At 37.5% G+C, this 16982-nt stretch carries 16 protein-coding genes; 6 read left to right on the top strand and 10 right to left on the bottom strand.

The window, feature by feature from the left end; all coding sequences use genetic code 11:
* Nucleotides 1-365: 365 nt before the first annotated feature.
* Nucleotides 366-1550, bottom strand: a complete 1185-nt coding sequence (locus ACU1LP_RS17610; protein WP_445733949.1) for an asparagine synthetase B — start codon at nucleotides 1548-1550, stop codon at nucleotides 366-368.
* Nucleotides 1551-1756: 206 nt separating this feature from the next.
* Between ACU1LP_RS17610 and ACU1LP_RS17615 the strand changes: the two genes are divergently transcribed.
* Nucleotides 1757-2119 carry a hypothetical protein gene (locus ACU1LP_RS17615; RefSeq protein WP_445733944.1) on the top strand — a complete coding sequence of 121 codons (363 nt, stop codon included), beginning with the start codon at nucleotides 1757-1759 and terminating at the stop codon, nucleotides 2117-2119.
* A 136-nt stretch (nucleotides 2120-2255) separates the two neighbouring features.
* Here ACU1LP_RS17615 and ACU1LP_RS17620 read toward each other — a convergent pair whose 3' ends face one another.
* From ACU1LP_RS17620 to ACU1LP_RS17630, 3 genes are read right to left on the bottom strand one after another with little or no spacing between them, the layout of a single operon-like run.
* Nucleotides 2256-2834, bottom strand: a complete 579-nt coding sequence (locus ACU1LP_RS17620) for a LutC/YkgG family protein (protein ID WP_445733943.1) — start codon at nucleotides 2832-2834, stop codon at nucleotides 2256-2258.
* Nucleotides 2827-4194: a lactate utilization protein B gene (locus ACU1LP_RS17625; protein WP_445733942.1), complete on the bottom strand. Its 1368-nt coding sequence runs from the start codon at nucleotides 4192-4194 to the stop codon at nucleotides 2827-2829. The genes ACU1LP_RS17620 and ACU1LP_RS17625 overlap by 8 nt, the downstream gene beginning before the upstream one ends.
* Before the next feature lie 2 nt (nucleotides 4195-4196).
* Nucleotides 4197-4934, bottom strand: a complete 738-nt coding sequence (locus ACU1LP_RS17630; RefSeq protein ID WP_445733941.1) for a (Fe-S)-binding protein — start codon at nucleotides 4932-4934, stop codon at nucleotides 4197-4199.
* Between the two features lie 431 nt (nucleotides 4935-5365).
* On the opposite strand from ACU1LP_RS17630, the gene ACU1LP_RS17635 reads away from it, so the two are divergent.
* Together ACU1LP_RS17635 and ACU1LP_RS17640 are read left to right on the top strand one after the other, a co-directional pair.
* Complete coding sequence (locus ACU1LP_RS17635; RefSeq protein WP_445736929.1) at nucleotides 5366-6781, top strand: purine-cytosine permease family protein; 1416 nt, start codon at nucleotides 5366-5368, stop codon at nucleotides 6779-6781.
* A gap of 496 nt (nucleotides 6782-7277) precedes the next feature.
* Entirely contained in the window at nucleotides 7278-7592 is a 315-nt protein-coding gene (locus tag ACU1LP_RS17640) for a hypothetical protein (RefSeq protein ID WP_445732185.1), read from the top strand.
* Nucleotides 7593-7680: 88 nt separating this feature from the next.
* Here the strand turns inward: ACU1LP_RS17640 and htpG are convergent, their stop codons facing one another.
* Nucleotides 7681-9591 (bottom strand): molecular chaperone HtpG, encoded by a 1911-nt coding sequence (htpG, locus tag ACU1LP_RS17645; RefSeq protein ID WP_445732184.1) that lies wholly within the window; start codon nucleotides 9589-9591, stop codon nucleotides 7681-7683.
* Nucleotides 9592-9878: 287 nt separating this feature from the next.
* Between htpG and ACU1LP_RS17650 the strand changes: the two genes are divergently transcribed.
* Nucleotides 9879-10886, top strand: a complete 1008-nt coding sequence (locus ACU1LP_RS17650; RefSeq protein WP_445732183.1) for a 3-oxoacyl-ACP synthase III family protein — start codon at nucleotides 9879-9881, stop codon at nucleotides 10884-10886.
* A 647-nt stretch (nucleotides 10887-11533) separates the two neighbouring features.
* Nucleotides 11534-11983, top strand: a complete 450-nt coding sequence (locus ACU1LP_RS17655; RefSeq protein ID WP_445734843.1) for a GNAT family N-acetyltransferase — start codon at nucleotides 11534-11536, stop codon at nucleotides 11981-11983.
* On the opposite strand, the gene ACU1LP_RS17660 is transcribed toward ACU1LP_RS17655, so the two are convergent.
* The 5 genes from ACU1LP_RS17660 to ACU1LP_RS17680 are packed head-to-tail and all read right to left on the bottom strand — an operon-like array spanning nucleotide 11977 to nucleotide 16121.
* Nucleotides 11977-12453, bottom strand: coding sequence for a DUF192 domain-containing protein (locus ACU1LP_RS17660; RefSeq protein WP_445736930.1), 477 nt, complete (start codon nucleotides 12451-12453; stop codon nucleotides 11977-11979). The genes ACU1LP_RS17655 and ACU1LP_RS17660 overlap by 7 nt on opposite strands.
* A gap of 1 nt (nucleotide 12454) precedes the next feature.
* On the bottom strand, nucleotides 12455-13384 hold the full coding sequence (lgt, locus tag ACU1LP_RS17665; RefSeq protein ID WP_445736931.1) for a prolipoprotein diacylglyceryl transferase: 930 nt from the start codon (nucleotides 13382-13384) through the stop codon (nucleotides 12455-12457).
* A gap of 53 nt (nucleotides 13385-13437) precedes the next feature.
* Nucleotides 13438-14559, bottom strand: coding sequence for a peptidylprolyl isomerase (locus ACU1LP_RS17670; protein ID WP_445732179.1), 1122 nt, complete (start codon nucleotides 14557-14559; stop codon nucleotides 13438-13440).
* A gap of 1 nt (nucleotide 14560) precedes the next feature.
* On the bottom strand, nucleotides 14561-15109 hold the full coding sequence (gene gldI, locus ACU1LP_RS17675; RefSeq protein ID WP_445736932.1) for a gliding motility-associated peptidyl-prolyl isomerase GldI: 549 nt from the start codon (nucleotides 15107-15109) through the stop codon (nucleotides 14561-14563).
* Nucleotides 15102-16121: a DHH family phosphoesterase gene (locus ACU1LP_RS17680; RefSeq protein WP_445732194.1), complete on the bottom strand. Its 1020-nt coding sequence runs from the start codon at nucleotides 16119-16121 to the stop codon at nucleotides 15102-15104. The genes gldI and ACU1LP_RS17680 overlap by 8 nt, the downstream gene beginning before the upstream one ends.
* Before the next feature lie 171 nt (nucleotides 16122-16292).
* Between ACU1LP_RS17680 and ACU1LP_RS17685 the strand changes: the two genes are divergently transcribed.
* Nucleotides 16293-16712, top strand: coding sequence for a nucleoside-diphosphate kinase (locus ACU1LP_RS17685; protein ID WP_445736933.1), 420 nt, complete (start codon nucleotides 16293-16295; stop codon nucleotides 16710-16712).
* Nucleotides 16713-16982 lie beyond the last annotated feature (270 nt).

Here is a 16982-nt window from a genome sequence, read left to right on the forward strand (position 1 = left end):
AATGTGTTAGTTAAAAAGATGGTTGAAAATGATAAAACAAGAACAAAAGTAAGTGTTACCTAAACGCCTATACCTATAAAATTATTTGGAGTTTTGATGATAAGACCGCTAAATTAACAGTAAATAACACTAATACTGAAGATGTTGAAGATGGCCTAGCAACAGGAATCTACACTTACTCTGTTATTGAGGTTGAAAATAAAGCCTACCTTAAAATTGAATCGAATGAATTTGGAGGCTTTACATACTCACAAACACAATTGATAATCGATCAAAATATGACTTCCACAGGCACTGGTGCTGATGGTTTTGTATATACCTTTACAAAAGTAGCGGTTGTAGAAAATGCAAACTAAAATCTGTTATTAAGTTTTCTGTTTCTTTTTTCTAGCAGCAGGAAACAACACATTATTTAGTATCAATCTATATCCTGGAGAGGTTGGATGTAAATCGAGTTCTGTTTTTGAGTCCCCTACTCTATGCTGGTAATCCTCTGGGTCATGGCCACCATAAAACGTGAAAAAACCTTTTCCCTTAATACCATGTATGTATTTTGCTTCTTCGTTTGATTTTGTTTCACCCAGTACCAAAACATTCGATTTTATTTCATCTCTTGTAAAAGCCGTTGTTTGTCCCATAAAACCTTTTACCAAAGCGGTGTGGTTTTGGCATAACATGGTTGGAACCGGATCCCATTTTGCCGAAAATTCCATTAAAGAAAAATAATCAGAGGATTGGGAAACCATGCGTTTTTGTGTCATGTCAATGGATGAAAACTCGTAAACATTGGGGTTCCGTTCCAAAGTGAAATTTGTAAAGGCAAAGGTTTTATTGAAATCTATCTTATTTTGATAGCCGGAATCGCTACCATCGCCATCAAACATAGGTTCGCAAATATCAAGACCTTCTGCCGCTAAGGCAATATCGAAACTATCGGTGGCGCTGCACATGGCAAACATAAAGCCGCCGCCAATAACGTAATCCCGGATTTTTAAAGCGACCGCCAATTTTTCTTCGGAAACCTTACTATATCCCAATTTTGCTGCCAAGGCTTCGGCTTCCTTTTTTTCTTCAATGTACCAAGAAGCAGCTTTATAGGCGCCATAAAATTTCCCATATTGGCCTGTAAAATCTTCATGGTGCAGGTGCAACCAATCAAAAGCCAGCAAACCATCATTTAAAACATCTTCATCATAAACGGTTTCATAAGGAATTTCAGCATATTGCAACACCATAGTTACCGCATCATCCCAAGGTTGTTTTCCGTTGGGAGTATAAACCGCTATTTTAGGCGCTTTTTCAAGAATAACCGCTTCCATATTTTGGCTCGGGCTGCTTATATCTTCTAAAATACTTTCTGTTTTAGCATCGGAAAGGATTTCAAAGGAGATGCCTCGAATTTGACATTCGCGCTGTATTTCTTGAGTGTCTGGCAACAAAAATGAACCCCCTCTATAATTAAGAAGCCACTTTACTTTGAGTTCTTTACTAAGTGTCCAATAGGTAAGGCCGTAGGCTTTTAAATGATTTTTTTGGCTTTCGGCATCCATGGGAATGAGGATGTAGGATGCGAAGGCACCATAATTAATAATGAAAAACAAAAAAATTAAAATGAATTTTCTCGAATTCAATGAAAATGAAGGAATAGATATTGTTTTCAAAATTGAGGCTGAGCTTTATGTGATTTCCCAGTCGTTCTTCTATTGGAATGACTAAACAACCGTAATTACGTTGAAAGATACTTAAATTTTCTTTTTTGAAAAATGATTTAACACTTTGTTCTAATAAAGTTTATAAACCCACCCCTAGCCCCCTCCAAGGAGGGAGATCCCTCTCGTTTCAGATTTTGGTTTTAAGTAAACATCGATTTATTCATATTGTGGATTTCCTTCTTATTCTCGACATTTTTGTTGGACAAGCATCTGACGATTTTGGACCAAAACTTGAACAATTAGACAAGCTAAAAATTGGAGAGGAAATTACAGTTTACTACGATGACAAAACTCCATTACAGAAAAGTAAAGATTTAAGATTTAATAAAACCGTACAATTTATTGACAAAAATGGAGAAGCACATTTCATACGTGGAAATAAAGACAAAGACTTATTCGGTAGATAGACCTCTACAGATTTTCAAAATCTGTGAGATCTTGAATATCCTATAAATTACTAGTAGTTTATTAAAGCATTTTATAAAAAACTCAGCTATATCTTTATAACTGAGTTTTTTACTTTAAAGCTTATCTTATTATTTATTACACCAGAAACACCGTTAGGCTCATGGCGCCATGTGCGCCAACAACCAAGCATTGTTCAATATCCGCTGTTTTTGAGGGTCCGGAAATAAAAACCCCGAAATCCCTTTCCCTTTGGGCCATGTCACCATAAGCCTGTAGCATATGAAGACATATAGCCTCTTTTGATAAGACAATGACTAAATGTTTGGTAATAAACGGAAGTGCGCGCACCATACTGTCATGTGCTGTAATCCAGATAGCACCATTTTCCGCAACTCCCAATGTCCCTTTTACAATCGCCAAATCTAGGGACTCGAGGTCATGGGGATCGGTTTTTTCAGAAATGGAAACCGTTCCTAATACCGAACCTGCCAAAGCTGATACAATCTGTTTGGCGTTCGGATACATTTTTTTTATTTCAGCATCTATATCCGCTAAAGCGATTTCTTTGATGCTACCTCCTACCAGAGTGACATTGTTTTTAAAGGTTTCAAGTAAATTTAAATCCTCAAAAAAAACGGCTTCGTTGATTTCTGGCACTGGGAGTACATCTGGCTTATTTTTTTTTATCGCTTCTAAAATTGCTTCTCTACCCATTTTTATTTCTTTTTTTATACCATGCATCAAAGTTTTCATTTTTAACTTCAGGCAAATCACGTGCTTTCCCCCACGCATTTAACTTATTGTATATCATAAATTTGGGGGCATATTTCAATACAAATCGAGCTGATTTTCCGGCAAAACCATAAAAGCTTGGTTTAGCAAGCACCACCCCTGCCACTTTTAAAATCGATTTTTTTACCACAGGTTGTTTCTGCTCTTTCACAATAACCTGTCGCCATTTATACAGTTGTTCGTGGATGTTTATTTTCACGGGGCACACATTGGAACACGAGCCGCATAATGTAGAAGCAAATGGCAGGGAACTGTGTTTTTTCATATCCATCCCCGGAGATAAAATAGAGCCAATAGGCCCAGGAATGGTGGCATCATAACTATGGCCGCCGCTTCTTCTGTAAATAGGGCAGGTATTCATACACGCACCGCAACGAATGCAGTGCAAAGAGGCCCTAAAATCTTCTCTACTTAATTGCTCGGTTCTTCCATTATCCACAATAATAATGTGCATTTCCTTACTTTCCTCTGCTTTATTAAAATGGGATGAATAGGTTGTAATGGGTTGCCCGGTAGCACTTCTTGCCAACAAACGTAAAAATACGCCCAAATGTTTTTCCTTTGGAATTATTTTTTCAATGCCCATACAGGCAATATGTACTTTGGCAAGGTGTACGCCCATATCGGCATTTCCTTCATTGGTGCAAACCACAAAACCACCGGTATCTGCAACGGCAAAATTAACGCCTGTAATGGCTACATCTGCCTTTAAAAACTTATCCCTAAGGTGTTTCCGCGCCTCACTAACAAGATATTCTGGATTACCATTACTTGGTTTTGTTCCTAAATGCTCTTGAAACAAAATATCTACTTCCTCTTTTGTTTTATGAATGGCGGGCAATACAATATGGCTAGGCGGTTCTTTAGCCAATTGCACAATGCGCTCGCCCAAATCGGTATCAATAACTTCAATGCCCCTATCTTCTAAATATGGATTCAAATGACATTCCTCCGTCAGCATCGATTTACTTTTAACTACTTTTTTGGCTTGGTGTGCTTCCAAAATTTTATGGACAATGGCGTTATGCTCTTCTGCATTGGATGCCCAATGTACGTTAACACCGTTTTTTTTGGCATTCGATTCAAACTGTATTAAATAAGCATCTAAATTAGATAACACATTGGCTTTAATGGCCGAACCCAATTCTCTTAAATATTCCCAACCTTGAACTTTGTGGGCTGAAGCATCTCTTTTTTCACGTACATACCACAAGGCTTTGTCATGCCAATTGACCTTGGCTTCATCTTTGTTGAATATTTCGGCTTTTTCTGCGTGACCCATAATTATATTGAACTGTTTAAAATTTCTGCAATATGCATGACTTTTAATGGCTGTTTGTTCCTATTTATCAAGCCTTCCAAATGCATGAGGCACGAGTGATCTGCTCCCGTAATGACCTCCACATCGCTATCTAAATGATCTTGGATACGGTCTTTACCCATTTTTACCGAAATGGCTTCCTCAAAAACGGCAAATGTACCTCCAAAGCCACAGCATTCATCTTTTCTTGTTAAAGACATGAGTTCAAGACCCTTTACCTTATTTAATAAATCTTCTTCCATAGAAAAATGTTCGCCCACAACTTCTGAACATGAGCCCAACTTAAGCCCTCTCAACCCATGACAACTTTTGTGCAAGCCAACTTTATACGGGAATGAGGCACCCAAATCGGTTCGCCCCAGAATTTTAACAATGAACTCACAGAGTTCATAAGCATGGTCTCTAACCCTTTTAACATTGGGTGTTTGCTCCAATATATCGAAATGGTGCTTTACGTGGTATATACAACTTCCCGAAGGGCCCACTATATAATCGTATTCCTTAAAATTTTCGACAAATACCTTACAGGCACCCTTAGAATCATCTTCATAGCCCGAGTTGCCTAAAGGCTGACCGCAACAGGTTTGCCCCATTGGATAATCAACATCAACATTTAATTTTTCTAACAATTCTAATGTGGCTATGGCAACTTGAGGATATAATTGATTGATATAGCACGGTATAAACAAACCTACTTTCATCTTTTTTTTTTGGATTATTGTTTGCTAAAAATTAAACCATGAACTGGTTTATCAAACAAATACCAAATTTAGTCTATTACTTGTTATTGGCTATCCTGTTCTGCCCTGTAAATGTATAGATAATTTAAAATATTACCTCCTTTTCCATGTATAGCATCTATTAAGTTAAACAGTTTTAAAAAATTTTTAAAGGTAACAATTGCAAGCTTTATAGCCAAGTTCTGGCAAGAAATACAAAATTCATGAAATTTCATTCCATAAACCACATAGTACAGGATAGTGATGTTAAAACCAAAGCATATTTTCGTCCCTAACAGTAATTAAGTACCGGTATCAAGCTACTTAAAATTTAATGTTTTTATTGATTTTTAGATTTATATATGGAATAATAACCTGAAAATAGCACACTTTTACCATCAAAACTAAACTATATGAGCCAAGTAAGTACTGAACAAGAGATCATTGAAGAAATTGCAGGAGGAGAATTTGAGAGAACCCCTGTGCCACAATCCAAACTTAAAGGCTGGAAAAGCTTTTTGGGCATGTATGCCGGGGAACACGCTGCAGGCACCGAGTTTATGATAGGCCCCTTATTTTTAACGGCAGGTGTTAGCGCTTTCGATCTTATTGTTGGTCTATTAATAGGAAATCTTTTGGCGGTTTTAAGTTGGCGGTTTTTAACGGCCGAAATTGCTGTAAAAAACAGACTGACGCTTTATTTCCAATTGGAAAAAATTTGTGGGAAAAAATTGGTCACTGGCTATAATCTGGCCAATGGCATTTTATTTTGCTTTCTTGCGGGTGCGATGATAACAGTTTCTGCAACGGCCGTAGGCATCCCATTTGATATGCCCATGCCAAAACTGACCGACACCTTGCCCAACAGTTTAACATGGGTTATCATTGTCATTTTAATTGGTGCCCTGATCTCTATTATCGCCGCGCGTGGTTATGATACCGTAACAAAAGCCGCCAACTGGATGTCGCCTTTTATCGTACTGGCATTTTTGGCCGCTGGAATAGTAGCGTTATATCAGCTTGATATTTCAAGTTTTTCCGATTTTTGGAACATTTGGGGCAAGGGCTCGGAGCCTTTCCCGGGACAGCATAAATTTAACTTTTGGCACGTGGTTATCTGGTCTTGGTTTGCTAATGCCGCCATGCATATTGGCATGTCCGATCTATCTGTTTTTAGGTTTGCTAAAAAGGCAAATGCGGGTTGGGCAACCGCTGCCGGTATGTACGTGGGGCATTATATGGCGTGGATAGCTGCTGCGATGTTATATGCAGTGTATTTAAAATCTCCGGAAGCCCTGACTTTTTTAAATAATGGCGAAGCGCCTCCTGTGGCTCCTGGTCCGTTGGCAAATAATGCCATTGGTGTTTTTGGAATTATCACAGTGGTTCTTGCAGGTTGGACAACGGCAAACCCAACCATTTATAGAGCTGGTTTAGCGTTTCAGGCTATTATTCCAAAAGTTTCAACTTTTTGGGTGACTATTATTGCAGGATCTGTGGCGACCATTGCAGGTTTATTTCCGGCATTTGCAATGCAATTATTAGGCTTTGTGGCGTTATACGGATTTATTTTGGCACCATTTGGAGCCATCATCGTATTTGAACATTTCTTTTATAAACGGGCAGGAATCATTAAAAACTATGCAGAAGTTGCAAATATCCAATTTAATAAATCGGTATTATTGGCATGGGCCATAAGTTTTGGTATATTCTATTTTATATCCATCCAATTTGATGTGTTCCTCTCTTTTGTAACGCTTCCCGCTTGGTTATTGTGCGGTGTGTTGTTTTTGGTTTTTAGTAAGTATTTTCAAAATGAACTGGTTTAAACCTTTTCGATTGGCTGCAACCTGTAAGGCCGACGAGGCAGGTTCGCTTCAATCCAAAAAGTTTAAATGAGTTGAGTAATTGTTTTTTCTTCTCACCATATCAACAAAAAAACATTTCAAAATAAAAAATTTCTTGAAACCGACTATCCTCGAGGCAGTCCCGATAGCTATCGGGACATAGAGTTTGTTCGCCGTCCCGATAATTATCGGAATCATTTTGGCCATGGCACCAAAAACCGTCCCGAAAGCTTTCGGGATTATATTTTGCCTCACCCGGAATTGCTAAAAAGCAATTCCGACCTCCCCAAAGGGCGGTAAATTCGGAAACCCCGAGGTAGAACCATCGGGGAATTATTTAGATTAAAATCATGTTTGCCGTTATCAAACCCTAAAATTTTATATAAAACCAAGAATTCAGTAACTAAAAACTTAACATTGGGATGTTTGTTTATACCATATCTTTGTTGATTCATTGAGATATAATAAAAAATAATATATGGAAGAACATGATTTAATTCCACCAGAATCAAAAGACGGATTCGTTAACGACGCTATAAACGACGCTATTGTTGAAAATGTTGACGAGGTAACCGAAGCCCTTTTAAACGAAACCACTCCGGAAGTAGCAGTTGGGAAATCAAAAAAGAAGAAAAAAGATACCGATAAAGGAAAAAAGAAGAAGGCTAAAGAAAAGGAGAAGGCTAAAAAGCAGAAAGATACGGATAAAGCCAAAGTAAAAAAGAAAAAGGCTAAAGCAAAGGCTAAAAAGGAGAAATCAAAAAAAGCGAAATCAAAAAAGAAGAAAAAATAACCAAAAACCACTTTATTTTGAAGTGGTTTTTTGGTTATAACGTTTGAGATAACATCATGGGATTCCTGCCTTCGAGGAAATGGCACATCTATTTAATCATCTCATAACTACGCTTAATAAATTTGGTAAGTTCTTCACCTTTTAATAAGCCTTGGGACAAACGCGCCAAATCCAAACTTTGGGCAATTAAACGCTCTTGTTTGGGCTTCGTTTTCGTTTCTAAAATTTCGCCAACCAATTTAGAGTTTGTGTTAACCACCAAATTGTACATTTCCGGGAAACCGCCCATGCCAAACATACCGCCACCACCAGTTTGCTGCATCTCTTTCATACGGCGCATAAACTCTGGTTGCGTGATGATGAATGGTGATGCATCACTATCCATAGCTTCTAACTGTACCATGAATTTTTCAGAAGGAATCACTTCTTTTAACAGGGTTTCCAATGCTGTTTTTTGCTCATCGCTAAGCTTGGAAATGGTTGTTTCGTCTTTCTTGATTAAATTGTCAATATGGTCGCCATCTACGCGCGCAAACGAAATGTTCTCTTTTGTGCTTTCCAACTTTTGGATTAAATGCGACACGATTGGCGAATCCAGCAACAAGACTTCATAGCCTTTGGCTTTGGCAGTTTCAATATAAGCATGTTGCACATCATTATTAGAGGCGTATAAAATAATCAACTTGCCGTCTTTATCAGTCTGATTCGCTTTTATTTTGTTGAACAATTCTTCGTAAGTATAATAAGTGCCATCAACCGTTGGATATAATGCAAAGGCATCTGCTTTTTCAAAGAATTTGTCTTCTGAAAGCATTCCATATTCAATCACAATCTTAATATCGTTCCACTTTGCTTCAAAATCTTCACGGTTATCATTAAATAACGATTTTAATTTATCGGCAACTTTACGGGTAATGTAAGAGGATATTTTTTTAACCGCACCATCCGCTTGTAAATAAGAACGAGATACGTTCAACGGAATGTCAGGAGAATCGATAACCCCACGAAGCATGGTCAAAAATTCGGGCACAATGCCTTCTACGTTATCGGTAACATACACTTGGTTTTGATACAGTTGGATTTTATCTTTCTGGATTTGCATATCCCGGCCCATTTTCGGGAAATACAGAATACCGGTTAAGTTGAACGGATAATCTACATTTAAGTGAATGTTGAATAAAGGCTCTTCAAATTGTGTTGGATACAATTCGTGGTAAAAGTCTTTATAATCTTTATCCTCCAAATCCGTTGGTTGTTTGGTCCATGCTGGATTTGGATTGTTTATAATATTATCAACAGTTATTTTACGTTGGGGTTCTTTCGTTTCTTTTCCGTCTTTATCGGTAATGGTTGCAGGTTTGTGCTCAGGATCGTTAATTTCTTTGGTTCCAAATTTAATTGGAATAGGCATAAACTTGTTGTACTTCAACAATAAAGTACGAATGCGCGATTCTTCTAAAAATTCTGTAGAATCCTCGGCAATATGAAGAATGATTTCAGTACCTCTTTCGGTTCTGTCTGAAGCTTCCAAAGTAAATTCAGGCGAGCCATCACAGGTCCAATGTGCAGCAGGCGCACCGGTATGTGATTTGGTGATGATCTCAACTTTTTCAGCCACCATGAATGCGGAATAGAAACCAAGTCCGAAATGACCGATAATTCCTGAATCTTTAGCCAAATCCTTGTATTTATCCAAAAATTCTTCAGCACCAGAAAATGCCACTTGGTTGATGTATTTTTCAACTTCTTCGGCAGTCATCCCCAAACCTTGGTCACTAACATGAAGTTTTTTGCCTTCCTTATCAATTTTAACCTCAATCACTGGATTGCCATATTCCGCTTTGGACTCTCCAATACTGGTCAGGTGCTTTAGCTTCAAAGTAGCATCGGTACCATTACTGATCAACTCACGTAAAAATATTTCGTGGTCGCTATACAAGAATTTTTTAATAAGCGGAAAGATATTCTCTACCGATACATTAATGTTTCCTTTTGTCATAATAAATAATTATTTTTTCATTCCTGCTTAGGCAGGAATCTGTTTAAATTTAACTCAATTTCTCTTCACTAATAGTCAAAAAAAGTACCAAGAGTAAGAATGTGACAAACTGACACGAAATAATTAACGAGTAACGAGTAACGAAATTTAGAACTGAGACGTTGAACCTGAAATTTGAACCTTTGGCAAACCTTAATCTCGTAACCTTAAACTTGTAACTTTGACTTTTATTAGTTGGAATTTCTATATTTAATTTTGTACTTTGTGGTATATAAAACAGAAGGGATATGTACAATTCAAAAATTATAGGATTAGGTAAATATGTGCCAGATAATGTGGTTACAAATGATGATTTATCTAAAATGATGGACACCACCGATGAATGGATTCAAGAACGTACGGGTATTATGGAACGCCGTTGGATAAAAGAAGGCAGCGATGATACCTCGGCAGTTATGGGAGCCAAAGCCGCTAAAGTAGCTATCGAACGCGCTGGCTTAACCAAAGATGATATTGACTTTATTGTATTTGCAACATTAAGTCCCGATTATTACTTCCCGGGTTGTGGGGTGCAAATTCAAGATTTATTGGACATGCGCACTATTGGAGCCTTGGATGTTAGGAACCAATGTTCGGGTTTTGTGTATGCCATTTCGGTAGCCGACCAATTTATTAAAACAGGTATGTACAAAAATGTTTTGGTTATTGGCGCCGAGTACCATAGCAACGGATTGGACAAAACCACCAGAGGGCGCGGTGTAACGGTTATTTTTGGAGATGGGGCAGGTGCTTGTGTCCTTACTAGAGAAGAAGATACCACAAAAGGTATTTTGTCTACGCACTTACATAGTGAAGGTAAATATGCCGATAAGTTAATTGTAGAGTCACCAAGCATTGCACATTGGGTGCCCGAAATTCTGGTAGCTGGTGATGAAGATGTATCGTATTTTCCATTTATGGATGGTACGTTTGTGTTTAAGCATGCGGTGGTCCGTTTTAGTGAGGTTATTATGGAAGGTTTACAAAAAAACGGTTTGCAGAAAGAAGATATAGATATGTTGATCCCGCATCAAGCCAATTTACGGATTGCCCAATTTATTCAAAAGAAGTTTGGTTTAAGCGACGATCAGGTTTTTAACAACATTATGAAGTATGGAAACACAACGGCGGCTTCTGTTATTATTGCGCTTACCGAGGCCTGGGAAGCAGGAAAAATAAAACCAGGAAATAATGTGGTACTTGCAGCCTTTGGTAGTGGTTTTACTTGGGCAAGTGCGATTATTAAATGGACATAATTCCTGCGGAAGCAGGAGTCCAATAAAAAAACAAAAAACCCGAAACGTTAGAGTTTCGGGTTTTTCTAGCTATTAATCAACTTCAACTAACACTTATGTGAAGAATCTAGTATATTAGACGTAGAAAACGCCATAATATTGCACAGATTTTATTATTTAACTTTTTTTAACATGCACGAAAAAAACCCGAAATATAAATATTCCGAGTTTTTATATGATTATACGAATCTCTCAATTACGAATCTGATAATGTGAAGGTGACTAACTCTAAATAATTATTCTTTCGTTTGGCTAGATTGTATATTACGTTTAACGTTTTAACACTGTGTTTATTGCGCTGAAAATCCATGTTTATGAAATTTAACATTTATTTGTGAAAATGGCTATGGAACCCATATAAAGTTTTTCAATCAACTAAAGACGAGAAATGTTTGATTTAACAGAAGAACTGTTTAAACTTTTTTGATTGAAGCGAAATCCCGATAGCTCTGTCGGGAAGAAATCTTTTGATCAATTGAAGACTTTTTTTTTACTGCATTGCATCGCTACGGGGTAAAAAAAAAGAATTGGATGTCTCGTTGAGCTTGTCGAAGTGTTTATTTTGATGATATGGTTAAACCAAACGGAACTTTAAATGAATACTTAAAATGACCTTTAAAACTTGCAATGATTACCCAGAATTTTTTAACATATTGCCTAAAGATTGGCAAGAAGGCATCCTGCCTTTTTGGCAAACCTATAAAATGACCACCCAAGGTTATTTACTGGTTGAAAAAAACCAAATAATTGCTGGAGGTTTGGTGTTCTCAAAATGCCCACCAGATATGCTGTATGCCGAAAGCGAAGCTAATTTATGGTTCGATACGGGCTATTTGTACGTGGGCTTTATTTATGTTATTGAAGAAAGGAGGCAACAGAATTTAGGCTCTGTTTGGTTGGACCATCTAAAGAGAATGTATCCAAACCAAAAGTATTGGTTAACCATTGAAGATTTAAAACTCGATGCTTTTTACATTAAAAACGGATTTAAACGTATTAAATCCTTATATAATAATGGAGTGGAAGAAGTGGTTTATACTTTTGAACCTATTCAATGATATTCAACCATATCCCCCACCGCAAGCGACCAAGCATCAACCAAACCAGCATTCACTTCAAGCACATATTTTGCAGGAACGTTGGACGGTAAAGACGTTTCGTCCATAGGTTTCGCATTTTTTTGAAAACTGACCATGGTTCTGTTGGCATCCAAATAAATAATATCCAATGGTATTTTGGTATTTTTCATGTAAAAATAACGTTCAGTTACATCATCAAAAACAAACAACATGCCTTGATTGTTTTGCAAGGATTCCCGGTACATCAACCCCGTTTGAATATCAAAATCGGTATCGGCTATTTCAATGTCCAGTTTTATTTCGGTAGAATCGGCCACTTTAAAAATGGTGAGTTCGCCTTCTTTTTTAAAGGTGACTTCGGTTTGCTCCACCTCTTTTTTGTCCTCTTTACAGCCAGAAAGACTGATTGCAAGAACACTTAAAATTAAAACAACTCTTTTAACAACCATTTTATCTAACCACGTTTTTAGGTTTGTAAAGAAACATAAAATACAATCCGATAATAATAAACGGAATGCTTAACCACTGCCCCGTGTTTAAACCAAACCAATTGATGTATTCATCGCCTTGGGGTTCCTTTACAAATTCCACAAAGAATCGGATGGTCCATAACAAAACCAAAAACAAACCGAACAAAAATCCTGTTTGGTCTCTTTTAGACGTTTTTGAATAGAAATACCATAAAATTAAAAACACAAAAACATAGCAAAACGATTCGTATAATTGTGCGGGATGGCGATATGGAATTTCTTCTAATAGAGCCGGATTGTTGGCAATGGCATCATAGGCTTTTTGAACATTTTTTATGCCTGTTACACGAACCACGTCGTATTTGTTATAATAGTCTTGAATAAAACGAACACCGAAAGGAAAGTCTTGAGGCTCGGTTACCTTACCAATAATTTCAGAATTTATAAAATTGCCGATCCTAATAAAAATAGCACCCGAAGCCACCGAAATAACCACGCGGTCCAATATCCAAAGCAAGGATTTATATTTATATTTTATGCGGTACAAATACATGCCTATAATAATACCAATAGCGGCACCATGGCTTGCCAATCCTTGAAAACCTGTAAATTCAATACCGCCTTTAAATCTGAAAGGAAGAAAAATGCTGAAAAAATCTTCTGAAATCAATTCCGATTGATAAAACAGTACATGGCCCAAACGCGCGCCCAACATGGTAGCAACCACGGTATAAATAAACAGTGGATCCAGATATTCCAGTGATACTTTTTCTTTGGTAAAAATACGTTTCATAATGTACCAACCCAGTACAAATGCCACCACCCACATTAAGCTGTAAAAGTGCAGTTTAAAATTTCCAATAATATCAATACCTGTTATGGGGTTCCAATCAAATTTTAATAGGTACATAGGTTTTAATTTTCAGTGTAAATAGTTATTTGCTTTATTTTTTCGTGTAATGGTTATCGAAGCTCTACAATTTCAACTTCAAATATTAGATCAGTTTTTGGTGGAATACTTTTGTTTCCGGTTTCACCATAGGCTAAATGATAGGGAATAAATAAAGTCGCTTTATCACCAACACTTAGCTGTTGCAAGCCTTCTTTAAATCCTGAAATCATGCGGGCATTCGGACCAATATCGGCAGGTATGGGTTGGTATTGGTTTGCTGCTTTACGTTGTTCGTTTACCATATCAAAGGCTTCGGCGGTTTCCAATTTGCTGGTTTCAAGCAGTTGCCCGTTTTCAAAATATACCGCATAGTGCGTTAATATTTTAGAGGTTTCTGTTAATTTCTTTCCCGTTCCTTTTTCGGTTATAATATACTGTAAACCAGAAGGCAATGTGGTGGCCTGTTCTTTTTGTTTATTGAATTTTTCGGCAGAGGCCTTTAAAATGGCTTCGGTTTTTGCCGCTTTTTCCTTTTCCAATTTTTCTGCTTTTGCAAAATGATTGATAAACACTTTGGGAGCGTCAAAAGAGTTTGCGTTGTTGCCCTTTCTTATAATGTTCAATTCCTTAATAACAACATCTTCAACAGGTTTGTTGTTAGTTCCTGTTTTAACATTGGAAATGCTATCCAGAACGTCTAGACCAATTACAAGTTCGCCAAAAACCGAATGCCTATTATCTAGGCGTGGTTTAGGGACTTCGGTTACAAAAAACTGGCTTCCATTGGTGTTGGGCCCGGAATTCGCCATAGATAAAATACCGGGTTTGTTATGTTTTAAGGCAGGGTGGAATTCATCCATGAATTTGTAACCCGGATTTCCAGAACCTGTACCGGTAGGATCGCCACCTTGAATCATAAAGCTGTCAATAACCCGATGAAAAATAGTGCCATTATAAAACTTTTTTCCAATGTAGGCACTGTCAACCATGGTATTGGTGCCTTCTGCAAGCGATACGAAATTGGCAACCGTAACAGGCGTTTTATCATAAGCCAATTTGGCTACCATTACGCCTTTTGTGGTAATAAATTCTGCGTAAATGCCATCTTCAAGCTCAGGGTATGGTGCTTTACAAGATGAAAAGCATGCCAAAAGGATATATAAAATGGCTATGGGATTTTTTAACTGCGGCATACTATTTTGTTTGGTTTTGGGTAATGGAATGTACGGTAACTTCGCAAATTAAAGGCATATTGGTTCCTATTTTATGTTCGTCGCCATAATAGCCATACGCTTTTTGGGATGGGAAAATAAAGGTGACGGTTTCGCCCGTTTTCATAAGTTTCAACCCTTCGCGCAACCCTGTAAACAATTCTTCCCTGTCCATGGCATACGCCTGCGGTTGAATCTCTTCCTTAGAATATATCACGCTGCCATTTAATGTTTTTACATTGTAATCAAAATTAACGATGGCTCCAAAATTGGGCGTTCCAATAGAATCGGATTCCACTTTGGTGTTGTAGTAATACCAAAATCCACTTTCAGAAGCCACGTAATCAGTGTCCTTTTTCTGCTGCATGATTTTTTTAATATGCGCCTGCTCTTTGGCATTCAATTTTTTGTTCCGCTCTACCGAAGCATCAATAAAAGAGCCACTCTTTACAGAAATGGGGCGTCTGGCTTCGGGCGATTTACAGCTAAACATAGCAAGCAAAACAAGGGTTAGTAGGTATAATTTATTCATGGTTTAGGGCTTTATTATAACTGGGCAATATACTAATAAATTTTTCAACGGTATCTTTTAGCGACAAATAGCTTTTCCCTCCAGCAGCATTTATATGGCCACCACCGTTAAAATGCGTTCTGGCCACATCGTTTACCGAAAAGTCACCTTTGGAACGCAATGAAATTTTAATAATGCCTTCTTGTTTGTCCTCAATAAAAATGGCTGCCAAAACAACATGTTCCAATGAAAGGCCATAATTAACAATGCCTTCGGTATCACCTTTTTTGTAATCGTACCTGTTCAGTTCTTCTTGTGATAGTGTAATGTATGCAGTCCTTGATTCTGGTACCACTTTTAAATTGGTCAATGCGCAGCCCAATAACTGTAAGCTTTTATAACTATTGGTATCGAAAACATGGTTGTGTATGTCGGCATTATTGGCACCTTTTTCAATAAGGTGTGCTACAATTTCATGCGTTTTGCTCGTGGTACAAGGAAACCGGAAAGAGCCTGTATCGGTCATGATCCCCACATATAAACACGTAGCAATGGTGGCATCAATCAAATCCGTACCATCTAAGAAGTTGATAAAATGATACACCATTTCGCAAGTAGAACTCATGCTAACATCGCTAAACATGTAAGTAGCATAATCCTCTGGCGCTTGGTGATGATCTATCATGATTTTAATCGCCTTACTTTCAGCTAGAACCGTTTCCATGTTGCCCGTTCTATGGAAGGCATTAAAATCTAAAGTAAAAATAAGGTCCGCTTCGTTTATTAAGGTATCACAAATTTTGGTCTGGGAATCGTATTTTAGGATGCTATCCTCTCCCGGAATCCATTTTAAAAAGTTGGGATAATCATTGGGTGCTATGACGTTTGCTTGATGATTTCCCTTTAAAAGATAATGGTAAAGCCCAAGGGTAGAGCCAATAGCATCACCATCGGGGTTTTTGTGCGGTACAAGAACTATCTTTTTTTTTGTTGACAACAACTGTTTTAGGCTTGAAATATCGTGTTTATCCATAGATAGCGAATATACAATATTTTTAAAATTTGATAGCCTTGTTTTTATGGATAAATACTTTACTTTTGCACCCAAAATCACAAGAGGTTTGTAAGTTTGTCTTCCTTAAATTTGTTTTAATATTTCATGAAGACCTATTTACCACATACTGAACCCATTAAAACAGTTAAAATGGCAACAAACAGAACATTTACCATGCTAAAACCCGATGCGGTTGAAAAAGGACACATTGGTGGCATACTAGAAAAAATTTCGGCTTCCGGATTTAGAGTGGTCGCTATGAAATTAACACAAATGACCAAAGCGGATGCGCAAACATTTTATGCCATACATAAGGAGCGTCCGTTTTTTAACGATTTGGTTGCGTATATGACCAGAGGCCCGATAGTGGCAGCAATTTTAGAAAAAGAAAATGCCGTGGAGGATTTTAGAGCTTTGATTGGAGCTACAAACCCTGCGGATGCTGCTGAAGGCACCATTAGAAAATTATTTGCGGATTCCATAAGTGAAAATGCGGTACACGGAAGTGATAGTGATGATAATGCAGCTATTGAAAGTGCTTTTCATTTCTCGGGAAGGGAGATGTTTTAAAATCATTCTTGCCCTATAAAGAATCAAGACCACTTCGCTGATAGTCCCGATAGCATATTATCAGGATTTTTTTTGTTTTTTCGTAGGAAAAATTAATTATCTTTACGTAAAAACAGCAACGTAAAACTTACTATATCCTGATCTATTCTATTTATGGGATATTTACGATAAAAGTAACCATATAACACGTTAGGCACAATGGCCAGCTACCGAACCCATAACGGCAAACAGAACTCAAAACGTTACTTAGAATTCTTTACCCGCGCGATT

This window comes from Mariniflexile sp. (assembly GCF_052728615.1).

What these genes read in the sequence shown, in the direction of transcription:
- ACU1LP_RS17610 (WP_445733949.1), bottom strand. Translation starts at nt 1,550, where the DNA reads ATGGATGCCGAAAGCCAAAAAAATCATTTAAAAGCCTACGGCCTTACC.
- ACU1LP_RS17620 (WP_445733943.1), bottom strand. Translation starts at nt 2,834, where the DNA reads ATGGGTAGAGAAGCAATTTTAGAAGCGATAAAAAAAAATAAGCCAGAT.
- ACU1LP_RS17625 (WP_445733942.1), bottom strand. Translation starts at nt 4,194, where the DNA reads ATGGGTCACGCAGAAAAAGCCGAAATATTCAACAAAGATGAAGCCAAG.
- ACU1LP_RS17630 (WP_445733941.1), bottom strand. Translation starts at nt 4,934, where the DNA reads ATGAAAGTAGGTTTGTTTATACCGTGCTATATCAATCAATTATATCCT.
- ACU1LP_RS17635 (WP_445736929.1), top strand. Translation starts at nt 5,366, where the DNA reads ATGAGCCAAGTAAGTACTGAACAAGAGATCATTGAAGAAATTGCAGGA.
- ACU1LP_RS17640 (WP_445732185.1), top strand. Translation starts at nt 7,278, where the DNA reads ATGGAAGAACATGATTTAATTCCACCAGAATCAAAAGACGGATTCGTT.
- htpG (WP_445732184.1), bottom strand. Translation starts at nt 9,591, where the DNA reads ATGACAAAAGGAAACATTAATGTATCGGTAGAGAATATCTTTCCGCTT.
- ACU1LP_RS17650 (WP_445732183.1), top strand. Translation starts at nt 9,879, where the DNA reads ATGTACAATTCAAAAATTATAGGATTAGGTAAATATGTGCCAGATAAT.
- ACU1LP_RS17655 (WP_445734843.1), top strand. Translation starts at nt 11,534, where the DNA reads ATGACCTTTAAAACTTGCAATGATTACCCAGAATTTTTTAACATATTG.
- ACU1LP_RS17660 (WP_445736930.1), bottom strand. Translation starts at nt 12,453, where the DNA reads ATGGTTGTTAAAAGAGTTGTTTTAATTTTAAGTGTTCTTGCAATCAGT.
- lgt (WP_445736931.1), bottom strand. Translation starts at nt 13,384, where the DNA reads ATGTACCTATTAAAATTTGATTGGAACCCCATAACAGGTATTGATATT.
- ACU1LP_RS17670 (WP_445732179.1), bottom strand. Translation starts at nt 14,559, where the DNA reads ATGCCGCAGTTAAAAAATCCCATAGCCATTTTATATATCCTTTTGGCA.
- gldI (WP_445736932.1), bottom strand. Translation starts at nt 15,109, where the DNA reads ATGAATAAATTATACCTACTAACCCTTGTTTTGCTTGCTATGTTTAGC.
- ACU1LP_RS17680 (WP_445732194.1), bottom strand. Translation starts at nt 16,121, where the DNA reads ATGGATAAACACGATATTTCAAGCCTAAAACAGTTGTTGTCAACAAAA.
- ACU1LP_RS17685 (WP_445736933.1), top strand. Translation starts at nt 16,293, where the DNA reads ATGGCAACAAACAGAACATTTACCATGCTAAAACCCGATGCGGTTGAA.